This is a genomic window from Paracoccus shanxieyensis (genome assembly GCF_009711265.1).
Taxonomy (GTDB): Bacteria; Pseudomonadota; Alphaproteobacteria; order Rhodobacterales; family Rhodobacteraceae; genus Paracoccus; species Paracoccus shanxieyensis.
In genome coordinates, this window is the sequence record NZ_WMII01000004.1 from 122,557 (window position 1) to 138,865 (window position 16,309).

Consider the following 16,309-nt stretch of genomic DNA (forward strand, 5'->3'; position numbering starts at 1 on the left):
CTCGGAAAACCCATTCATGAACTGGCACCACCCTTCAGAAAGGACAACAGCCATGGACCTGGGCATCGGCAAACTCTCCCAGATCACGGGGGTCAAGATTCCAACGATCCGCTATTACGAGCAGATCGGTCTCTTGCCCGAGGGCTTGCGAAACAAGGGCAATCAGAGACGCTACGATCATGATGCGGTCAAACGATTACTGTTCATTCGCCGGGCGCGGGATCTCGGGTTTGACATCGATGCGATCAGGGATCTGCTTCATCTAGCCGACGTCTCGGCCTCGCGTTCGCCCGAGGCACTCCGTATCGCAAAACAGCAGCTCGCTTCCGTCGAGGAGAAGATCGCTCAACTGGAAGACCTTGAAAAGGTGATCAAGCGGGTCGCCGAAGGCGAGAGCGATGGGGACGACGCGCCCTATTGCTGCAGCACGGCGACAGATCATGCGGATAAGCCCCTCCACTAGCCTCGAAACGACAGGAGGTATGGAGTTGAGATACCTTTATTCCAATCTGGAAAGGAGCCAGAGCTGCGTCGTCGTGGGGGCGGGACCGGCCGGCCTGATGCTCGGACTCCTTCTGGCCCGATCCGGGGTCGACGTAACGGTCATCGAGAAGCACCAGGACTTCCTGCGCGATTTTCGTGGAGATACCATCCATCCTTCGACACTCGAAGCAATGCACGAGCTTGGCTATCTCGACGAACTTCTCACGCTTCCCCATCAGAAAGCCTATCAGCTCCACGCTGAGATCGAAGGACGCAAGGTCACGATCGCAGACTTCTCCAAACTGCCGACGCGCGCCAAGTTCATCGCCTTCATGCCCCAATGGGATTTCCTGAATTTTCTGGCACGGAAGGCAGCGGGATTTCCGCGCTTCCGCTTGCTGATGTCGACCGAGATAACGTCGCTCCGTTGGGAAGCAGGTCGAGTTGTCGGCGTGAATGCTCGCCAGAGCGACCGCAATCTGGTTCTTGATGCCGATCTCGTAATCGGTGCCGACGGACGCAATTCCGCCACCCGCAAGGCTGCGGGACTTGAGGTTCAGAGCTTTGGCACGGCCACAGATATTCTATGGATGAAGGTCTCGAAAAAGGCCGGCGATCCCCAGCAAGCGATGAGCCATGCCGGCCCGCGACAGGGGCTGGTTCTGATCGACCGAGGCGACTACTGGCAGTGCGGCTACGTCATCACCAAGGGGACCGTCGACGCGCTGAAGGACGGCGGAATTGGTGCGCTTCGCGCAAGGATCGCTGAGGTCGCACCTTTGCCTGCGGACCGCTTCAAGGAGATCCGCTCTTGGGATGACGTGCATCTGCTGAGCGTTCGGATCGACCGCCTGAAGACGTGGTGGAAACCCGGCCTGTTGTTTATCGGGGATGCCGCACACGCCATGTCGCTGATTGGCGGCGTTGGTGTGAACCTCGCTATTCAGGACGCTATAGCGACGGCCAACCTACTGGCTGAAGCCTTGCGCGAAGGACGAATGAAAACGCGCTTGCTGGAGGCCGTGCAGCGCCGACGCGCCTTTCCAACCAGAGCGACCCAAAAACTACAACTGATGATGCGCAGCCGAAAGCGTGCGGGTGAGGCAGACAGCGCACGAAGTCCGAAGCCTCCTCTCTTCATGCGCCTGATTGCCCGGTCGCCACTGTTGCCCCGGCTGACCGGCCGCCTCATCGGACTTGGCTTTCGTCCCGAGCATGTTCGCACACAGCTAGTCGATTGGTCCTGTTCGCTCAGGAAGTCTGCGGCTCCGCCCCGATAAAACTATGGAGCAGGTGCTTGACCTAGGCACCTTGGCCGATGTCACCTTCACCGTAGAGACTAGCTTGCGAGAAAGGGATTATCGTTCGCTGGTGAATTTCCCGCTGACATTCTCGCCATCCGCCGCAGCACGGGAGATTCTCTGCCCGTTTCGAAGAACCAGCAATCAACGATTAGGGGAGAATGGCGCACCCATCAGGATTCGAACCTGAGGCCTCCACCTTCGGAGGGTGGCGCTCTATCCAGCTGAGCTATGGGTGCCTACTGCTTACGCAGTGCTTACGCGGTTTTCGAGCGAGTGTTAACCCCAAAAATCGAAGCCCGCAAGTTACTGTTTTACTTCTACTTTTTTACTCACTCGTTCACATTGCCGGACTTGACATCCGCCTTCGGAGGGCAGCGCTCTATCCAGCTGAGCTACGGGTGCAGCGTGGCGATTGCATAGCCGCTAACGGGCGGCTCTGCAATGGGGCATCAGGCGAAAAGCTCACGACAGAAGGTCAGGCCGTCGATCAGGGCATCGACCTCGGCGCGGGTGTTGTACATCGCGAAGCTGGCGCGGGCCGTGGCCGATACGCCAAAGAAATCCAGCAGCGGCATGGCGCAATGCGTCCCTGCCCTGACCGCGATGCCGCGCTTGTCAAGGATGGTCGAGATGTCATGGGCATGCGCCCCCTGCATCGTCAGCGAAAAGATCGCGCCCTTATCCGCCGCATCGCCCTGAACCGAAATCCAGTTCAGGCTGCGCAGCCGGTCGCGGGCATAATCACGGATGTCACGCTCATGCGCGGCGACATTTTCCATGCCCAGTTCCATCAGATAGTCCAGCGCGACACCAAGGCCGATCTGATTGACGATGCCGGGCGTGCCCGCCTCGAAGCGCAGGGGCGGATCGGCATAGTCCACGGTGTCGCGGCTGACGGTGCGGATCATGTCGCCGCCGCCCATGAAGGGCCGCATCTGCGCCTGACGTTCGCGCGAAATCCAGATCGCGCCCGATCCAGAGGGGCCATACAGCTTGTGGCCGGTGATGGAGTAGAAATCGACGCCCAAAGCCGCGACATCGACCGGCATATGCACCGCCCCCTGCGAGCCGTCGACCAGAACCGGCACATCGGTCCCGCGCGCAATCGCCGCGACATCGACCACGGTGCCGGTGACATTCGACATATGCGTGACGGCGATCAGCTTTGTCTTAGGCCCGACGGCGGCCAGCAGCTTTTCGGGCGGCAGGCTGCCATCCGGCTCGGGCTCGACCCATTTCAAGACGACGCCCTGACGTTCGCGCAGAAAATGCCACGGCACGATATTGGCGTGATGCTCCAGCACCGACAGCACGATTTCATCCCCGGCCTGCAGGCGCGGCGCGGCCCAGGCATAGGACACCAGATTGATGCCCTCGGTCGCGCCCGAGGTGAAGATCACCTCATCCTCATGCGGGGCGTTCAGGAAGCGGGCGATGATGGCCCGCACGCGCTCATAATTCTCGGTCGCGAGGTTCGACAGGAAATGCAGCCCGCGATGCACATTGGCATATTCGCTGGCATAGGCGCGGGTCACGGCCTCGATCACCTGCTGCGGCTTTTGCGACGACGCGCCGCTGTCCAGATAGACCAGAGGGCGGCCGTTCACCTGCCGCGACAGGATCGGGAAATCCGCGCGGACCTTGTCGACATCGAAGCTCATGGTGCGACCTCTGGGAAAATGCCGAATGCGGCGGCGATGACGGACAGCACGAAGCCCAGCACGAAGACCGTGCCGATGAAGCCAAGCGTCACTTTGGCGACGCTTTCAAAGCCATGCAGCGCCTTGGTCATCGAGATGGTCAGATAGACCGAGATGCCGAAGGCCACCATCGACATCAGCGCCGCACTGCCGGGCATGATCAGCATCAGCACGATCTGCATGGCCTGCAGGCCGACAAGGATCAACTCGACCCATGCGATCAGCAGAATGGCGTCCTCGAACGTGCCGTGACCGCCGAAGGCGCGACCGATGACGGTGATGACGACGGCCGAAACGATCATCGCGCCGAATTGCAGCACCGCCAGCCACATGGGCACGGACAGAAAGGCCGACAGCGCATCCTCGGTCGAGGGCGGGAAAAGCTGGCGCGCAAGCCCGGCCAGCAAGGTCGACAGACAGACCGCCAGAACCAGCATCAGCCAGCGTTCGGCCATCGACAGGTCCAGCCCGCGCAGCATGGCCACGCCCTGCGCCGGATTGCGCAAAGTCATCACCATCAGATCACCCAGATCGCGGAAATTCATGAAAGCTCCGTCACTTTGCGGGCGCAGTCGCAACTGCGCGCAATCCCGCACCCCATATCATCAGAAACCCGATCCCCGCCAGCGCCCGCGTCAGCGTCAGGGGCGCGCCCGGACCGATCAGCCCCGCCGTCAGCCCCGCCAGCAGCATCGCGGGCGCGACCGCCAGCAAGGCCCAGAACAGCGCCAGACGCGAATCCCGCGCCGCCAGCCGCCATGGCGTCAGCCGCGCCAGCAGCCCGACCAGCGCGGCCAGCCCATAAGCCGCCAGCGGCATCATGAACAACACGGCCATCGCCGCCCCGGCAATGCGCGCCGCCAGCGGCACCGAGGGGTCGATCTGCGCCGCCCGCGCATGTTCCGGCAGCTGCGCCACCAGAAACAGCAGCATGGCCGCCATCAGAATGACGACCAGCGCCCGGTCGGGCATGCCGCGCAGGGATTGCACCACCCTGCCCGGCGCCCACCAGCTTTGCACGATGCGCGGGACGATCCCGGACTGCATCGCCTTAGCTGGCAGCCCGGCTGGTCAGCCATTCGTCAAGGCGACCCAGAATCTCGTCGCGCAGACCGTCATCCTCGATTTCCTCAAGCGCGTCGGCCAGGAAGGACAGCACCAGAAGCACCACCGCCTGTTCCTTCGGCACCCCGCGCGAGCGCAGGTAGAACATCGCGGTTTCGTCCAGCGCCCCTGTGGTCGAGCCATGCGAGCATTTCACGTCATCGGCATAGATTTCCAGCTCGGGCTTGGCCAGAAACTGGCTGCCCTCGTCCAGAAGCAGGCCTTGGCTGATCTGATAGCCATCGGTTTTCTGCGCGCCGGGCTTGACCAGAATCTTGCCCTGAAAGATGCCGTTGGCGCCGTTCTTCAGCACCTTCTTGAAGACCTGACGGCTTTCGCAACGCTCGGCGGCATGGGTGATGAACACGGTGTCGTCGTGGTGGAAATCGCGGCCATCGCCAAGGCCAGCCGCGGCAATATGGGCCACCGCGTCATTGCCAAGGATCTGGATGACGCCTTCGTTGCGCATCATCTGACCGTTGATGGCAAGGCTGAACGATTTGAACAGCGCATCCTCGCCCACGCGGGCAAAGATATGGCCGATGCCGACCTTGGCATCGTCCGCGCGCTTGCTGGCGATGTGGTGGAAGCGCGCGCCCTTGGCCACGTCGACCTCAAGCACCGCGTTCGAGCGCGCACCCAGCGCGCCGGTTTCCAGCAGCGTCAGTTCCGCACCATCCTGCAAGGCGATGACGTGATGCAGGGTGACATCCGCCTTGGCATCCGTCCGGCGATACAGCACATGCACCGGACGCGAGACCTTGCCGGTCACCCGGATCAAGACGCCATCGGTCGCGGCCATGGTGTTCAGGATCGCGAAAGGACGCTTGACCGGGGTCTGGCCCTCGGTTTCCAGCTTGCCATAAAACGCCTCGGCCCAGTGACCCGCCCCGGCCTCGGCCAAAGTCGAGATCTCCAGCCCCTCGCCCGTCAGATCGTCCGAAGCCTGCGCGTCAAAACGGCCATCGACAAAGACCAGCTTCAGGCGGTCGACATCTTGGAACAGCGTCGAGGCGCGATCCGGGACCGGCAAGGCCTCGGGCACAGGCGCATTGAACGCGGCCGGGTTGGTATAGCGCCAGTATTCATCGCGCGCGCCGGGCAGGCCGATGGCCGACAGACGTTGCGCGGCATCTTCGCGCGCCTTGGCAAAACCGCCCTTGGGCAGGTCCAGCGCGGCCAGACGTGCGGCCAAAGCCGCCTCACCGGGCCGCACTTTCCCCTCGACCGTTGGGGTCTGGGCGGCAAGAACAGCCGTATCTGCCATCAGTTGGCCTCCGCCAGCAGGTCGCCATAGCCGTTATTCTCGACCTCCAGCGCCAGTTCGGGGCCGCCCGATTTGATGATGCGGCCATTGGACATGATATGGACGACATCGGGTTTGATGTGGTCCAGCAGGCGCTGGTAATGGGTGATGACAAGGAAGCTGCGATCGGGCGAACGCAGCGCGTTCACGCCTTCGGCCACCAGACGCATCGCATCCACGTCCAGACCGGAATCCGTCTCGTCCAGAATGCACATCTTGGGTTCCAGCATGGCCATCTGCAGGATCTCGTTGCGCTTCTTCTCACCGCCCGAGAAACCGACATTGACCGGGCGCTTCAGCATGTCGCCGTCGATCTTCAGCGTCTTGGCCTTTTCGCGCACGACCTTCAGGAAGTCTGCGGCGGACAGCTCGTCCTCGCCACGCGCCTTGCGCTGTGCGTTGACGGCGGTGCGCAGGAAGGTCAGGTTGCCGACGCCGGGGATTTCCACCGGATACTGGAAGGCCAGAAACAGGCCGGCCGCGGCGCGTTCCTCGGGCTCCATCTCCAGCAGGGCCTCGCCGTTCAGGCTGGCCTCACCCTCGGTCACCTCATAGCCGTCGCGGCCCGACAGCACATAGGACAGCGTCGATTTCCCCGAGCCGTTGGGGCCCATGATCGCATGGACCTCGCCTGCCGGGACGGTCAGATCCACGCCCTTGAGGATCTGTTTGTCCTCTTCCTCAAGTTTCACGTGCAGATTCTTGATTTCCAGCATGTTTCGTTCCTATTCCACAGTCACAGACGTGCCCGAGGCGGACACCATCAGCATGTTGTTGATGACTTCATAGTCAAGATCGACGCCGATCACGGCATTGCCACCCATGGCTTGGGCGCGCTGCTGCATTTCGGACAAGGCGGTTTCGCGGGCCTCGGCCAGCGCGGATTCGTAGGCGCCCGAGCGGCCGCCCACGATGTCCCGGATACCCGCGAACAGATCGCGGAAGATATTCGCACCGATGATCGTCTCTCCGGTCACGACGCCATGATAGGCGGTGACACGGCGGCCCTCGATGCTGTTGGTGGTGGTCACGATCATCCGACCGAGCCTTCCAGCGAAATCGCCACCAGCGATTGCGCCTCCATGGCGAATTCCATCGGCAGGGCCTGCAGCACCTCGCGGCAGAAGCCGTTCACCACCAGCGCCACGGCCTCTTCCTCATCCATGCCACGCGCGCGGCAATAGAACAGCTGATCGTCATCGACCTTGCTGGTCGTCGCCTCATGCTCGACCCGGGACGAGGTGTTTTTCACCTCGATATAAGGCACGGTATGCGCGCCGCACTGATCGCCGATCAGCAGGCTGTCGCATTGCGTATAGTTGCGGCTGTTGGTCGCGCGGGGGTGCATCGTCACCAGACCGCGATAGGTATTCTGCGCCTTGCCGGCAGAAATCCCCTTGGAAACAATGCGCGAGCGGGTGTTCTTGCCAAGATGGATCATCTTGGTGCCGGTGTCGGCCTGCTGCATGTTGTTGGCAATGGCGATCGAATAGAACTCGCCCTGAGACTCGTCGCCGCGCAGGATGCAGGACGGGTATTTCCACGTCACGGCGCTGCCGGTTTCCACCTGCGTCCACATCACCTTGGCGCGGGCTTCGCGGCAATCGGCGCGTTTGGTGACGAAGTTGTAGATGCCACCCTTGCCCTCTTCGTCGCCGGGGAACCAGTTCTGGACGGTCGAGTATTTCACCTCGGCATCTTCCAGAATGACGATTTCCACGACGGCGGCGTGCAATTGCGCGGTGTCGCGCTTGGGTGCGGTGCAGCCTTCCAGATAGCTGACATACGCGCCCCGGTCGGCGATGATCAGCGTGCGTTCGAACTGGCCGGTATTTTCGGCATTGATGCGGAAATAGGTCGAAAGCTCCATCGGGCATTTCGTGCCCGGCGGGATATAGACGAACGAGCCATCCGAGAAGACCGCGCTGTTCAGCGTAGCATAGAAATTGTCGGATTGCGGCACGACGCTGCCCAGATATTTCTGGACCAGTTCGGGATGTTCGCGGATCGCCTCGCTGATCGAACAGAAGATCACGCCCGCCTTGGCCAGTTCGTCCTTGAAGGTCGTGCCGACGGACACGCTGTCGAACACCGCATCCACGGCGACCTTGCGGCCTTCGGCGGGAGCGTTTTCCGCGCCCTCGACCCCGGCAAGGATCATCTGTTCCTTCAGCGGGATGCCCAGCTTTTCATAAGTCGCCAGCAGCTTGGGGTCGACCTCGTCCAGCGACTTCGGCTTGACCTCCATGCTTTTGGGGCGGGCATAGTAATACTGATCCTGAAAGTCGATTTCGGGATAGTTGACCATCGCCCATTTCGGTTCGGTCATGGTCAGCCAGCGGCGAAAGGCCTGCAGGCGCCATTCGGTCATCCATTCGGGTTCGTCATTCTTGGCCGAGATCAGCCGCACGATGTCTTCGTTCAGCCCCTTGGGGGCGTATTCCATTTCGATCTCGGTGTCCCAGCCGTATTTATAGGACCCCATGTTTGCCACGGTCTCGACGGTCTCGCGGTCCACGCCTTCGCGGACTTCCAGTTCTTCGATCTCACCAGCCATCTCAAACCCTTCCTGCGGTTGCCCGCGTGTCATTCCTTTGCCGCCAGCGCGCATGGGCCGCCAGCCAGGCATCCGCGAAACGCAGAACGTCCCGACCGTCCGTCAAGGGCCCAATCGAGACGCGGATCGCATCGCCCGCCCATTCCTCCGCGATGCCCATGGCGGTCAGCACCGAACTGGGCCGGACCTTTCCAGACGAACAGGCCGAGCCCGCCGAAACGGCGAAACCGGCCAGATCCATCTGCATCACCTGCGTCTCTCCGCGCCATCCCGGCGTCAGGATCGACAAAGTATTCGGCAGGCGGCGGGATTCGCGCCCCGGGAATGTAACCATTTCCGCCCCGGATTCCAGAGTAGCCATCAGCGAATCCCGGAGTTCGGCCATTTTTTCGGGGATGCCGCGATCCAGATCGGCCTGCGCGGCGCGTGCGGCTGCGGCAAATCCCATGATGCCGATCAGGTTCTCGGTGCCTGCCCGGCGGCCCTGTTCCTGACCGCCGCCCTTCAGCTGTGCCTCGATTTCCGTGCCGCGCTTGACGATCAGCGCGCCGATGCCGCGCGGGCCGCCCAGCTTATGGGCGCTGACGAAACCGGCCTGAACACCCAGCCAGTTGAAGGCGAAGGGGATCTTGCCAAAGGCCTGCGTCATGTCGCTGGCGGCCAGCCCCTGCGGCAGATCCTGAATGACCCCGGTTTCCGCATTGGCCAGCTGCAGCGTCGCGCAGGCGGGATCGGCGACCGTGGCGATCCCCGCCGCATCGACCGCGATTTCGGGCCGTGTCCAGGCCAGCACGGCGGCATGTTCCACCGCCGCCGAAGCAAGGCCCCGCCCCGCCAGCGCCAAGGCCGCGCTTTCCGTCGCCCCCGAGGTAAAGATCACATCCGCGCCTTCGGCCCCCAGCGCTGCCGCGACATCCTCGCGCGCGCGTTCCAGCGCCGATTTGGCCGCCCGCCCCTCGGCATGGACCGAGGACGGGTTGCCCACGATCTCGGTCGCCGCCAGCATCGCCTCGCGCGCCTCGGATCGCAAAGGAGCGGTGGCGTTCCAGTCCAGATAGGTGCGATGCATCACATCTCCTCCAGCGTGTCGGCGATGCGGTCGGCCAGTCGGCGCGCGACCTGATCCTTACCCATGCGCGGCCACGCATCGGCCCCGGCATCGGAAATCAGCGTCACCGCGTTTTCAGACCCGCCCATGATCCCGGTCGCTGGGCTGACATCATTGGCGACGATCCAATCCGCCCCCTTGCGCAGCCGCTTGGCGGTGGCATGGGGCACGACATCATTCGTCTCGGCGGCAAAGCCCACGACCAAAGCCGGGCGATCCTGCGTCAGATGGCCGATCCATGCCAGAATATCAGGGTTTTCCGCGAATTGCAGGCTGGGCGCATGGCCCTCGGCATCCTTCTTGATCTTCTGGCCCTGCGCGTTCGACACATGCCAGTCGGCCACCGCCGCCGCCATCACCGCGACATCGGCCGGCAAGGCAGCCTTGACCGCGTCATGCATCTCTTGGGCGGTCTGGACCGCGATCACCTCAACCCCTTCGGGCGGCGGCACTTCGGCGGGGCCGGTCACGAAGCTGACCCGCGCGCCCATATCCCGCAAAGCGGCGGCAATCGCCGTGCCCTGCGCCCCGCTGGAGCGGTTGGCGATATAGCGCACCGGGTCGATCGGCTCATGCGTCGGCCCCGAGGTCACGATGACATGCCGCCCGACCAGACGCCGCGCGACCAAAGGCGGCGCGGGTGCTGCCGGGGCAGGTTCCGGAACCAGCCGCAGCGGGCGCACGCGGTCCAAAAGCGTCATGATCGCGGCCTTGATGTCTTCGGGTTCCGACATGCGGCCCGGACCGTGTTCGCCGCAGGCCATGTCGCCCTGAACCGGACCGACGAAGCGGATGCCATCCTCCTCAAGCGTGTCGCGGTTGCGCTGAGTGGCGGGGTGGTTCCACATCCGCACATTCATCGCAGGCGCGACCAGCACCGGCTTGTCGGTCGCAAGCAGCAGCGTCGTCGCCAGATCATCGGCCATCCCGGCCGTCATCCGCGCCATCAGATCGGCGGTGGCAGGCGCCACCACCAGCAGATCTGCGGCGCGCGACAGCTGGATATGGCCCATCTCGGATTCGCGGGTCAGGTCGAAAAGCTCGGTATGACAGGGGTTCTCGGCCAGCGCCGACAGCGTCAGCGGCGTCACGAACTGCGCCCCCGCCTTGGTCAGCACCGGCGTCACCTCGACCCCCTCGCGGCGCAACATGCGGATCAGTTCTGGCATCTTGAAGGCGGCGATGCCCCCTCCGACGATCAGCAGGACGCGGCTGCCCGACATGATGGCGTTCCTTTGATTGAACCTTGCCCTTGCACATAGGCGGAAAGGCGCGTCCCGGCAAGGAAGCCCCGCCGTTAACCTTTCCTTAAGCCCGGCGCTGTTAACCAGTTGCGGCAAGCGAATACGGGGACAGCATGGCAGCCACCGCCTATACCGTGGCCTTCGAAGGGGTCGAGGCCCGTCTGGTCGAGGTGCAATGCTCCGTCAGCCCCGGCCTTCCGGGCTTCGGCATCGTCGGCCTGCCCGACAAATCGGTCAGCGAGGCGCGCGAACGGGTGCGCGCGGCCTTTGGCGCGCTGTCCATCGCCATGCCCTCGCGCCGGGTGACGGTGAACCTGTCGCCCGCCGATCTGCCCAAAGAGGGCTCGCATTTCGACCTGCCCATCGCGCTGGCGGTGCTGGCCGCGCTGGAGGTGATCCCGGTCGAGGCGCTTGAGCGCATCGTCAGTCTGGGCGAGCTGGCGCTGGACGGACGGCTGTCCGCTGTCGCAGGCGCCCTGCCCGCCGCCCTTGCCGCAGCCGAGGACGACCGCGCGCTGCTGGTGCCGCGCGCCAGCGGTCCCGAAGCGGCATGGGTCAGCGCCGTCACGGTCTTTGCGCCGCGCCACCTGCGCGAGGTGGTCGATCACCTGACCGACCGCGCCCCCCTGTCCCGCGCGACGCCCGGCCCGCCGCAGATGGCCGGGGATTTCGACGATCTGTCCGATGTGAAGGGCCAGGAACGCGCCCGCCGCGCCATCGAGATCGCTGCGGCGGGTCGGCATCATCTGCTGATGGTGGGGGCTCCGGGGGCGACCAAGACGATGCTCGCGCGCCGCCTGCCCGGCATCCTGCCGCCCCTGACCCCGACCGAGGCGCTGGAAACCTCGGTCATCCATTCCGTCGCGGGACTGCTGAAAAGCGGCTCGATCTCGCGCACCGCGCCGTTTTGCCAGCCGCATCACACGGCCTCGATGGCGGCCATCGTCGGTGGCGGTCGCCATGCCGGGCCGGGCCAGATCAGCTTGGCGCATAACGGCGTGCTGTTCATGGACGAATTGCCGGAATTTGAACGCCGGGTCATCGACGCGCTGCGCGAACCCATCGAGACGGGGGAAATGCATGTCGCCCGTGCGAATGCCCATATCCGCTATCCCGCGCGGTTTCTGCTGGTGGCAGCGGCCAATCCCTGCCGCTGCGGCTATCTGCCGGATCCGGCGCGGGCCTGCGCGCGGGCGCCGGTCTGCGGGGCGGATTACATGGGGCGCATCTCGGGTCCGATGATGGACCGCTTCGATCTGCGCATGGAGGTGCCGCAGATCACCATCGAGGAAATGAACCTGCCACAGCGCGGCGAAAGCTCGGCCGATGTCGCGGCGCGGGTCGCTGCCGCGCGCAAGGTGCAGACGGCGCGGTTTGCCCGGCACCCCCATGTGCAGGTCAATGCCGAGGCCTCGGGGCGGCTGCTGGACGAAATCGCGCCGCTGGACGAAGAATGCCGGGCGCTGCTGTCGCGCGCGGCGGACCGCTTCGGCCTGACCCCGCGCGGCTATCACCGTATCCTGCGCACGGCGCGCACCATCGCCGATCTGGACGCCTCGGCAGACATTCGCGCGGCGCATCTGGCCGAGGCGCTGTCCTATCGGCTGGTGTTTACCAAGATGGGCTGATGGTTGTTATGTGGTCATGTGCCCCTTGCCGCCATGCACAGCTGGCCGGACATGGCGCCGATCACAGGCGCCGCTTGATGCAGGCGCCATCATGTCAGACCTCAGCGTTCCAGAACTGCGTGGAAGATCCAGCACGCGCGGGAATATGGCCTTCGAGCAGCCACACCGGACACCGGCGTAATGCAGGCTTGGCAAAAGCAGCACCGAAATTCGCGCGGGCACGGGCAGAAACAGAATGGCTGCCACCCCCGCGCAAAACGCAGCAAACTCAGCCGCCTTCCGAGATCCGCCGTTCGATCGCTTCCCAGATCAGCGCGGCGGCGTTGATGCCGTCGAACCGCTCCAGCTCCTGAATGCCGGTCGGCGAGGTCACGTTGATCTCGGTCAGCCAGCCGTCGATCACGTCGATGCCGGTAAAGATCAGCCCCTTTTCGCGCAGGACGGGGCCGATGATCCGGCAGATCTCATGTTCGCGTTCGGTCAGGCCTACCTGTTCGGGGCGACCGCCGACATGCATGTTGGACCGCGCCTCGCCCGCCGCGGGAACACGGTTGATCGCGCCGACCGGCTGGCCGTCGACCAGAATGATGCGCTTGTCGCCCTTGACCACCGCAGGCAGGTATTTCTGCGCAATGATCGGCTCACGGCTGATGGCGGTGAAGGTTTCGATCAGCGAGGACAGGTTCGGATCCTCGGGCCGCAGATGAAAGACCCCCGCCCCGCCATTTCCGTAAAGCGGTTTGACGATGATGTCGCCATGCCGCTGCCGGAACGCCCGGATCTGCGCCAGATCGCGGGAAATCAGCGTCGGCGGCGTCAGGTCGGGGAAATCCAGCACCAGCAGCTTTTCGGGGCAGTTGCGCACCCAGAACGGATCGTTGACGACGAAGGTCTGGGGATGTACCCGGTCCAGCAGATGGGTGTTGGTGATATAGCCCATGTCGAAGGGCGGATCCTGCCGCAGCCAGACCACGTCGAATTCCGTCAGATCGACATCGGCCCATTCGCCAAAGCTGACATGATTGCCCTGCTCGCGCCGCAAACTCATGGGGCGACCACGCGCGATGACCCGGCCTTCGACATAGGTCAGTTTGTTGGCGGTGTATTGAAACAGCCGGTGCCCGCGCGTCTCTGCCTCAAGCCCAAGACGGAAGGTGCTGTCGGCCTGGATCGAGACGTTCTCGATCGGATCCATCTGCAGCGCGACGTAAAGACTCATGCGATCAACTCCGCCTTGGTTTGGCGCGAGTTGTGGCCCGACAGGACCGCCATTGCAAGCGCGCCGCCCCTCAGGCCGAGCCGAAGGCGTTTTCGATCACCTGAACACGGCCCGTAGCGTCGACCAAGGCCGCGTCGAACCGCATCAGCGTCAGCAGGCCCTGCGCAAGGCCAGTGCAGAATTCAAGCGCGGCGTTGCAGATGCGGTCCATCTGCCGCCGGTCGATCCGTTCGGCAGCGCGGGCATGGCTGGATGATGCCTTCACCTCGACGAAGACATATTCGTCGCCGCGCTGCATGATCAGATCGATCTCACCGCATGAGCCGCGCCAGCGCGACGCGATGGGGGCATAACCGCGGGACACATAGTCCCGGCAGACCGACTCTTCGCCCATCAAACCGGCGGAATAGGCCTTTTGACCGCGGCGCACGCGTTGCATCACTGTTTCGCCTCCTTCAATTCAACCGCCAGCGCGTAGATATCGCGCCGGGGCAACCCAAACCTTGCCGCGACCTGCGCCGCCGCCTCTTTGACCGGCATCTGGTCGAGCAGCGCTGCCAGGGCACCGCGCAGATCGTCCTCCCCGACCTGTTTCGGTTCGGGATGGCCGAACAGCACCACGACCTCACCGCGCAGACCTTCGTCGGGGATCTGCGCCAGCAGGTCCTGCGCCGTGCCGCGCAGCACTTCTTCAAACTTCTTCGTCAATTCCCGACAAATCACCGTAGCTCGATTCGGTTCAACCTCGCACAAATTCTCCAATAATTGCCTAACGCGCCTTGGGCTTTCAAAGGCGATGACGGTTGCCTCGGCTTCGATCCAGCTTGCGATCCAGCGTTTGCGCGCGCCTGCAGCATTGGGCGAAAAGCCCACGAACAGGAAACGGTCGCTGGGCAGGCCCGAAACCGACAGCCCCGCCAGCGCGGCAGAGGGCCCCGGCAGCGCCCGCACCACCAGCCCCTCGCCGATCACGTCGCGCGCCAGCCGGTAACCCGGATCGGCAACCAGCGGCGTGCCGGCGTCCGAGGCATAGGCCACTGACAGGCCCTGATGCAGCGCCGCAAGAATCGCGGGCCTTGCGCGATCGGCATTATGGTCGTGATAGGCTATCAGCCGGCGCCCGCGCAGCGGAATGCCGTGGATGTCCAGCAGATGGCGCAGATTGCGCGTATCCTCGGCTGCCAGCACATCCGCCGCGTTCAGAACGTCCAGCGCCCGCAGCGTGATGTCGCGGGCCGAGCCGATGGGCGTGGCCACCAGATGCAGCGCCGCCTCTGGCCGGTCGGCGGAAATCGACAGCGCCAGTTTGCGGGCCTCCTGCATCTCATTCATCTGCCGGTCCTTTCGTTCGGGCGCGGGCCATCCGCGCAAGTTGCCAACCCCCGGATATGCCAATAACCTGCTGCCGTTAAGTCCCCAGTCCCCCAGTCACAGGGAATCATGCCATGACCGCAAAGACCACGATCCGCGGCAGCTTCAGTCTGCGCCGCCCCTTCGCGCGTATCGCCGCCATAGCCTCGGCCCTTGTGCTTGCCGCCTGCGAACCCATCCAGACCGGCGCCAGCAGCGGGTCCACCGGGCAGTCCATCGACCCCTCGCAGCCGGTGCAGGTCGCCCTGCTGGTTCCGGGCGGAGCGCCCGATCTGGACTGGCTGGCCCGGTCGCTGACCAACTCGGCCCGGATGGCGGCTGCGGATGCGCAGGGGGCGACGATCGACGTGCGGGTCTATAACGCAGGCTCGGATCCCGCCACGGCGGTGGCGCAGGCGACGCAGGCCGCCGATCAGGGCGCCAAGATCATCCTTGGCCCGCTGTTCGCCGACAGCGCCAATGCCGTCGGCAATGCCATGGCCCCGCGCGGCATCAATGTGCTGTCCTTTTCCAACAATGCCGATATCGCAGGCGGCAACGTCTTCGTGCTGGGCAATACCTTTGCCAATACCGCGAACCGGCTGGTGAAATACGCCAAGGATACCGGCCGCCGCCGCATCATGGTCGTGGCCGAGGACGACGCGGCAGGCCAGATCGGCGCGCAGGCCATCCAGCAGGCGATCCAGCGCAACGGCGTGGTGATGGCCGGCATGGCCGTCCACCCCGTCTCGCGCGAGGGGATCGACGGCGTGATCCCGAACATCCAGCAGGCGGCACAGTCGGGCAATGTCGACGCGATCTTCATGACCGCCAATCAGGGCGCGGTGCTGCCCTATCTGACCGACGGGCTGGCCAATGCGGGCGTGACCTCGGCCACAGTGCAGATGATGGGCCTGACGCGCTGGGACCAGCCCTCGGAACGGCTTGGCCTGCGCGGCATCCAAGGCGGCTGGTTCGCCCTGCCCGACAACAGCATGAAAGCGCAGTTCGAGCAGCGCTACCGCTCGGCCTATGGCGAGGCGCCGCATGATCTAGCCTCGCTGTCCTATGACGGTGTGGCCGCCATCGCGGCGCTGGTGCGGGCGGGCAAGCGCAATGCGCTGACCACGGCGGGTCTGACCCAGAATGCCGGGTTTGCCGGCGTCACCGGCGCGTTCCGGCTGAACCGCGACGGCACCAATGACCGCGCCCTGTCCGTCGCGACCATCACCGGCGGTCGGGTGCAGATCCTTGATCCCGCGCCGAAAAGCTTCGGCGGCAGCGGGTTCTGAACTTGGCCAAGACC

Annotated in this window: 16 protein-coding genes and 1 tRNA gene; 4 read left to right on the forward strand and 13 right to left on the reverse strand. The window is 64.2% G+C overall.

Annotated elements, in window-relative coordinates; all coding sequences use genetic code 11:
- The first annotated feature begins 52 nt into the window (after positions 1-52).
- Positions 53-463, forward strand: coding sequence for a MerR family transcriptional regulator (locus GL284_RS05740; RefSeq protein ID WP_080620529.1), 411 nt, complete (start codon positions 53-55; stop codon positions 461-463).
- A gap of 25 nt (positions 464-488) precedes the next feature.
- Positions 489-1,763: an FAD-dependent oxidoreductase gene (locus GL284_RS05745; protein WP_230382920.1), complete on the forward strand. Its 1,275-nt coding sequence runs from the start codon at positions 489-491 to the stop codon at positions 1,761-1,763.
- 183 nt (positions 1,764-1,946) lie between these two features.
- Here the strand turns inward: GL284_RS05745 and GL284_RS05750 are convergent.
- From GL284_RS05750 to GL284_RS05795, 10 genes are all read right to left on the reverse strand, one after another.
- Positions 1,947-2,023 (reverse strand) — tRNA-Arg (locus GL284_RS05750).
- A gap of 213 nt (positions 2,024-2,236) precedes the next feature.
- On the reverse strand, positions 2,237-3,448 hold the full coding sequence (locus GL284_RS05755; RefSeq protein WP_155043647.1) for a cysteine desulfurase: 1,212 nt from the start codon (positions 3,446-3,448) through the stop codon (positions 2,237-2,239).
- A complete protein-coding gene (locus GL284_RS05760) occupies positions 3,445-4,032 on the reverse strand; it encodes a YIP1 family protein (RefSeq protein WP_155043648.1) in 588 nt (195 codons plus the stop codon). The genes GL284_RS05755 and GL284_RS05760 overlap by 4 nt, the downstream gene beginning before the upstream one ends.
- 10 nt (positions 4,033-4,042) lie before the next feature.
- A complete protein-coding gene (locus GL284_RS05765; protein WP_155043649.1) occupies positions 4,043-4,534 on the reverse strand; it encodes a hypothetical protein in 492 nt (163 codons plus the stop codon).
- A 4-nt stretch (positions 4,535-4,538) separates the two neighbouring features.
- Positions 4,539-5,858, reverse strand: a complete 1,320-nt coding sequence (locus GL284_RS05770; protein WP_155043650.1) for a SufB/SufD family protein — start codon at positions 5,856-5,858, stop codon at positions 4,539-4,541.
- Positions 5,858-6,613 carry a Fe-S cluster assembly ATPase SufC gene (sufC, locus tag GL284_RS05775; protein WP_155043651.1) on the reverse strand — a complete coding sequence of 252 codons (756 nt, stop codon included), beginning with the start codon at positions 6,611-6,613 and terminating at the stop codon, positions 5,858-5,860. The genes GL284_RS05770 and sufC overlap by 1 nt, the downstream gene beginning before the upstream one ends.
- 9 nt (positions 6,614-6,622) lie before the next feature.
- Positions 6,623-6,934, reverse strand: a complete 312-nt coding sequence (locus tag GL284_RS05780; RefSeq protein WP_155043652.1) for a heavy metal-binding domain-containing protein — start codon at positions 6,932-6,934, stop codon at positions 6,623-6,625.
- The gene (gene sufB / locus GL284_RS05785; RefSeq protein ID WP_155043653.1) at positions 6,931-8,454 is read right to left on the reverse strand and encodes a Fe-S cluster assembly protein SufB; all 1,524 of its coding nucleotides are present in this window, start codon (positions 8,452-8,454) and stop codon (positions 6,931-6,933) included. The genes GL284_RS05780 and sufB overlap by 4 nt, the downstream gene beginning before the upstream one ends.
- 1 nt (position 8,455) lies before the next feature.
- Positions 8,456-9,523, reverse strand: coding sequence for a cysteine desulfurase family protein (locus GL284_RS05790; protein ID WP_155043654.1), 1,068 nt, complete (start codon positions 9,521-9,523; stop codon positions 8,456-8,458).
- Positions 9,523-10,785 carry a bifunctional phosphopantothenoylcysteine decarboxylase/phosphopantothenate synthase gene (locus GL284_RS05795; protein WP_155043655.1) on the reverse strand — a complete coding sequence of 421 codons (1,263 nt, stop codon included), beginning with the start codon at positions 10,783-10,785 and terminating at the stop codon, positions 9,523-9,525. Before GL284_RS05795 ends, GL284_RS05790 begins: the two co-directional genes overlap by 1 nt.
- A gap of 134 nt (positions 10,786-10,919) precedes the next feature.
- Here GL284_RS05795 and GL284_RS05800 point away from each other — a divergent pair, with 134 nt between their 5' ends.
- Positions 10,920-12,434, forward strand: a complete 1,515-nt coding sequence (locus GL284_RS05800) for a YifB family Mg chelatase-like AAA ATPase (RefSeq protein WP_155043656.1) — start codon at positions 10,920-10,922, stop codon at positions 12,432-12,434.
- A 268-nt stretch (positions 12,435-12,702) separates the two neighbouring features.
- Here the strand turns inward: GL284_RS05800 and gshB are convergent, their stop codons facing one another.
- From gshB to rsmI, 3 genes are all read right to left on the reverse strand, one after another.
- Positions 12,703-13,653: a glutathione synthase gene (gene gshB / locus GL284_RS05805; RefSeq protein ID WP_155043657.1), complete on the reverse strand. Its 951-nt coding sequence runs from the start codon at positions 13,651-13,653 to the stop codon at positions 12,703-12,705.
- A 70-nt stretch (positions 13,654-13,723) separates the two neighbouring features.
- Positions 13,724-14,092 (reverse strand): YraN family protein, encoded by a 369-nt coding sequence (locus GL284_RS05810; RefSeq protein WP_155043658.1) that lies wholly within the window; start codon positions 14,090-14,092, stop codon positions 13,724-13,726.
- Positions 14,092-14,976, reverse strand: a complete 885-nt coding sequence (gene rsmI / locus GL284_RS05815; protein ID WP_230382931.1) for a 16S rRNA (cytidine(1402)-2'-O)-methyltransferase — start codon at positions 14,974-14,976, stop codon at positions 14,092-14,094. The genes GL284_RS05810 and rsmI overlap by 1 nt, the downstream gene beginning before the upstream one ends.
- 122 nt (positions 14,977-15,098) lie before the next feature.
- Between rsmI and GL284_RS05820 the strand changes: the two genes are divergently transcribed.
- Entirely contained in the window at positions 15,099-16,295 is a 1,197-nt protein-coding gene (locus tag GL284_RS05820; RefSeq protein WP_155043660.1) for a penicillin-binding protein activator, read from the forward strand.
- The last annotated feature ends 14 nt before the right edge of the window (positions 16,296-16,309 follow it).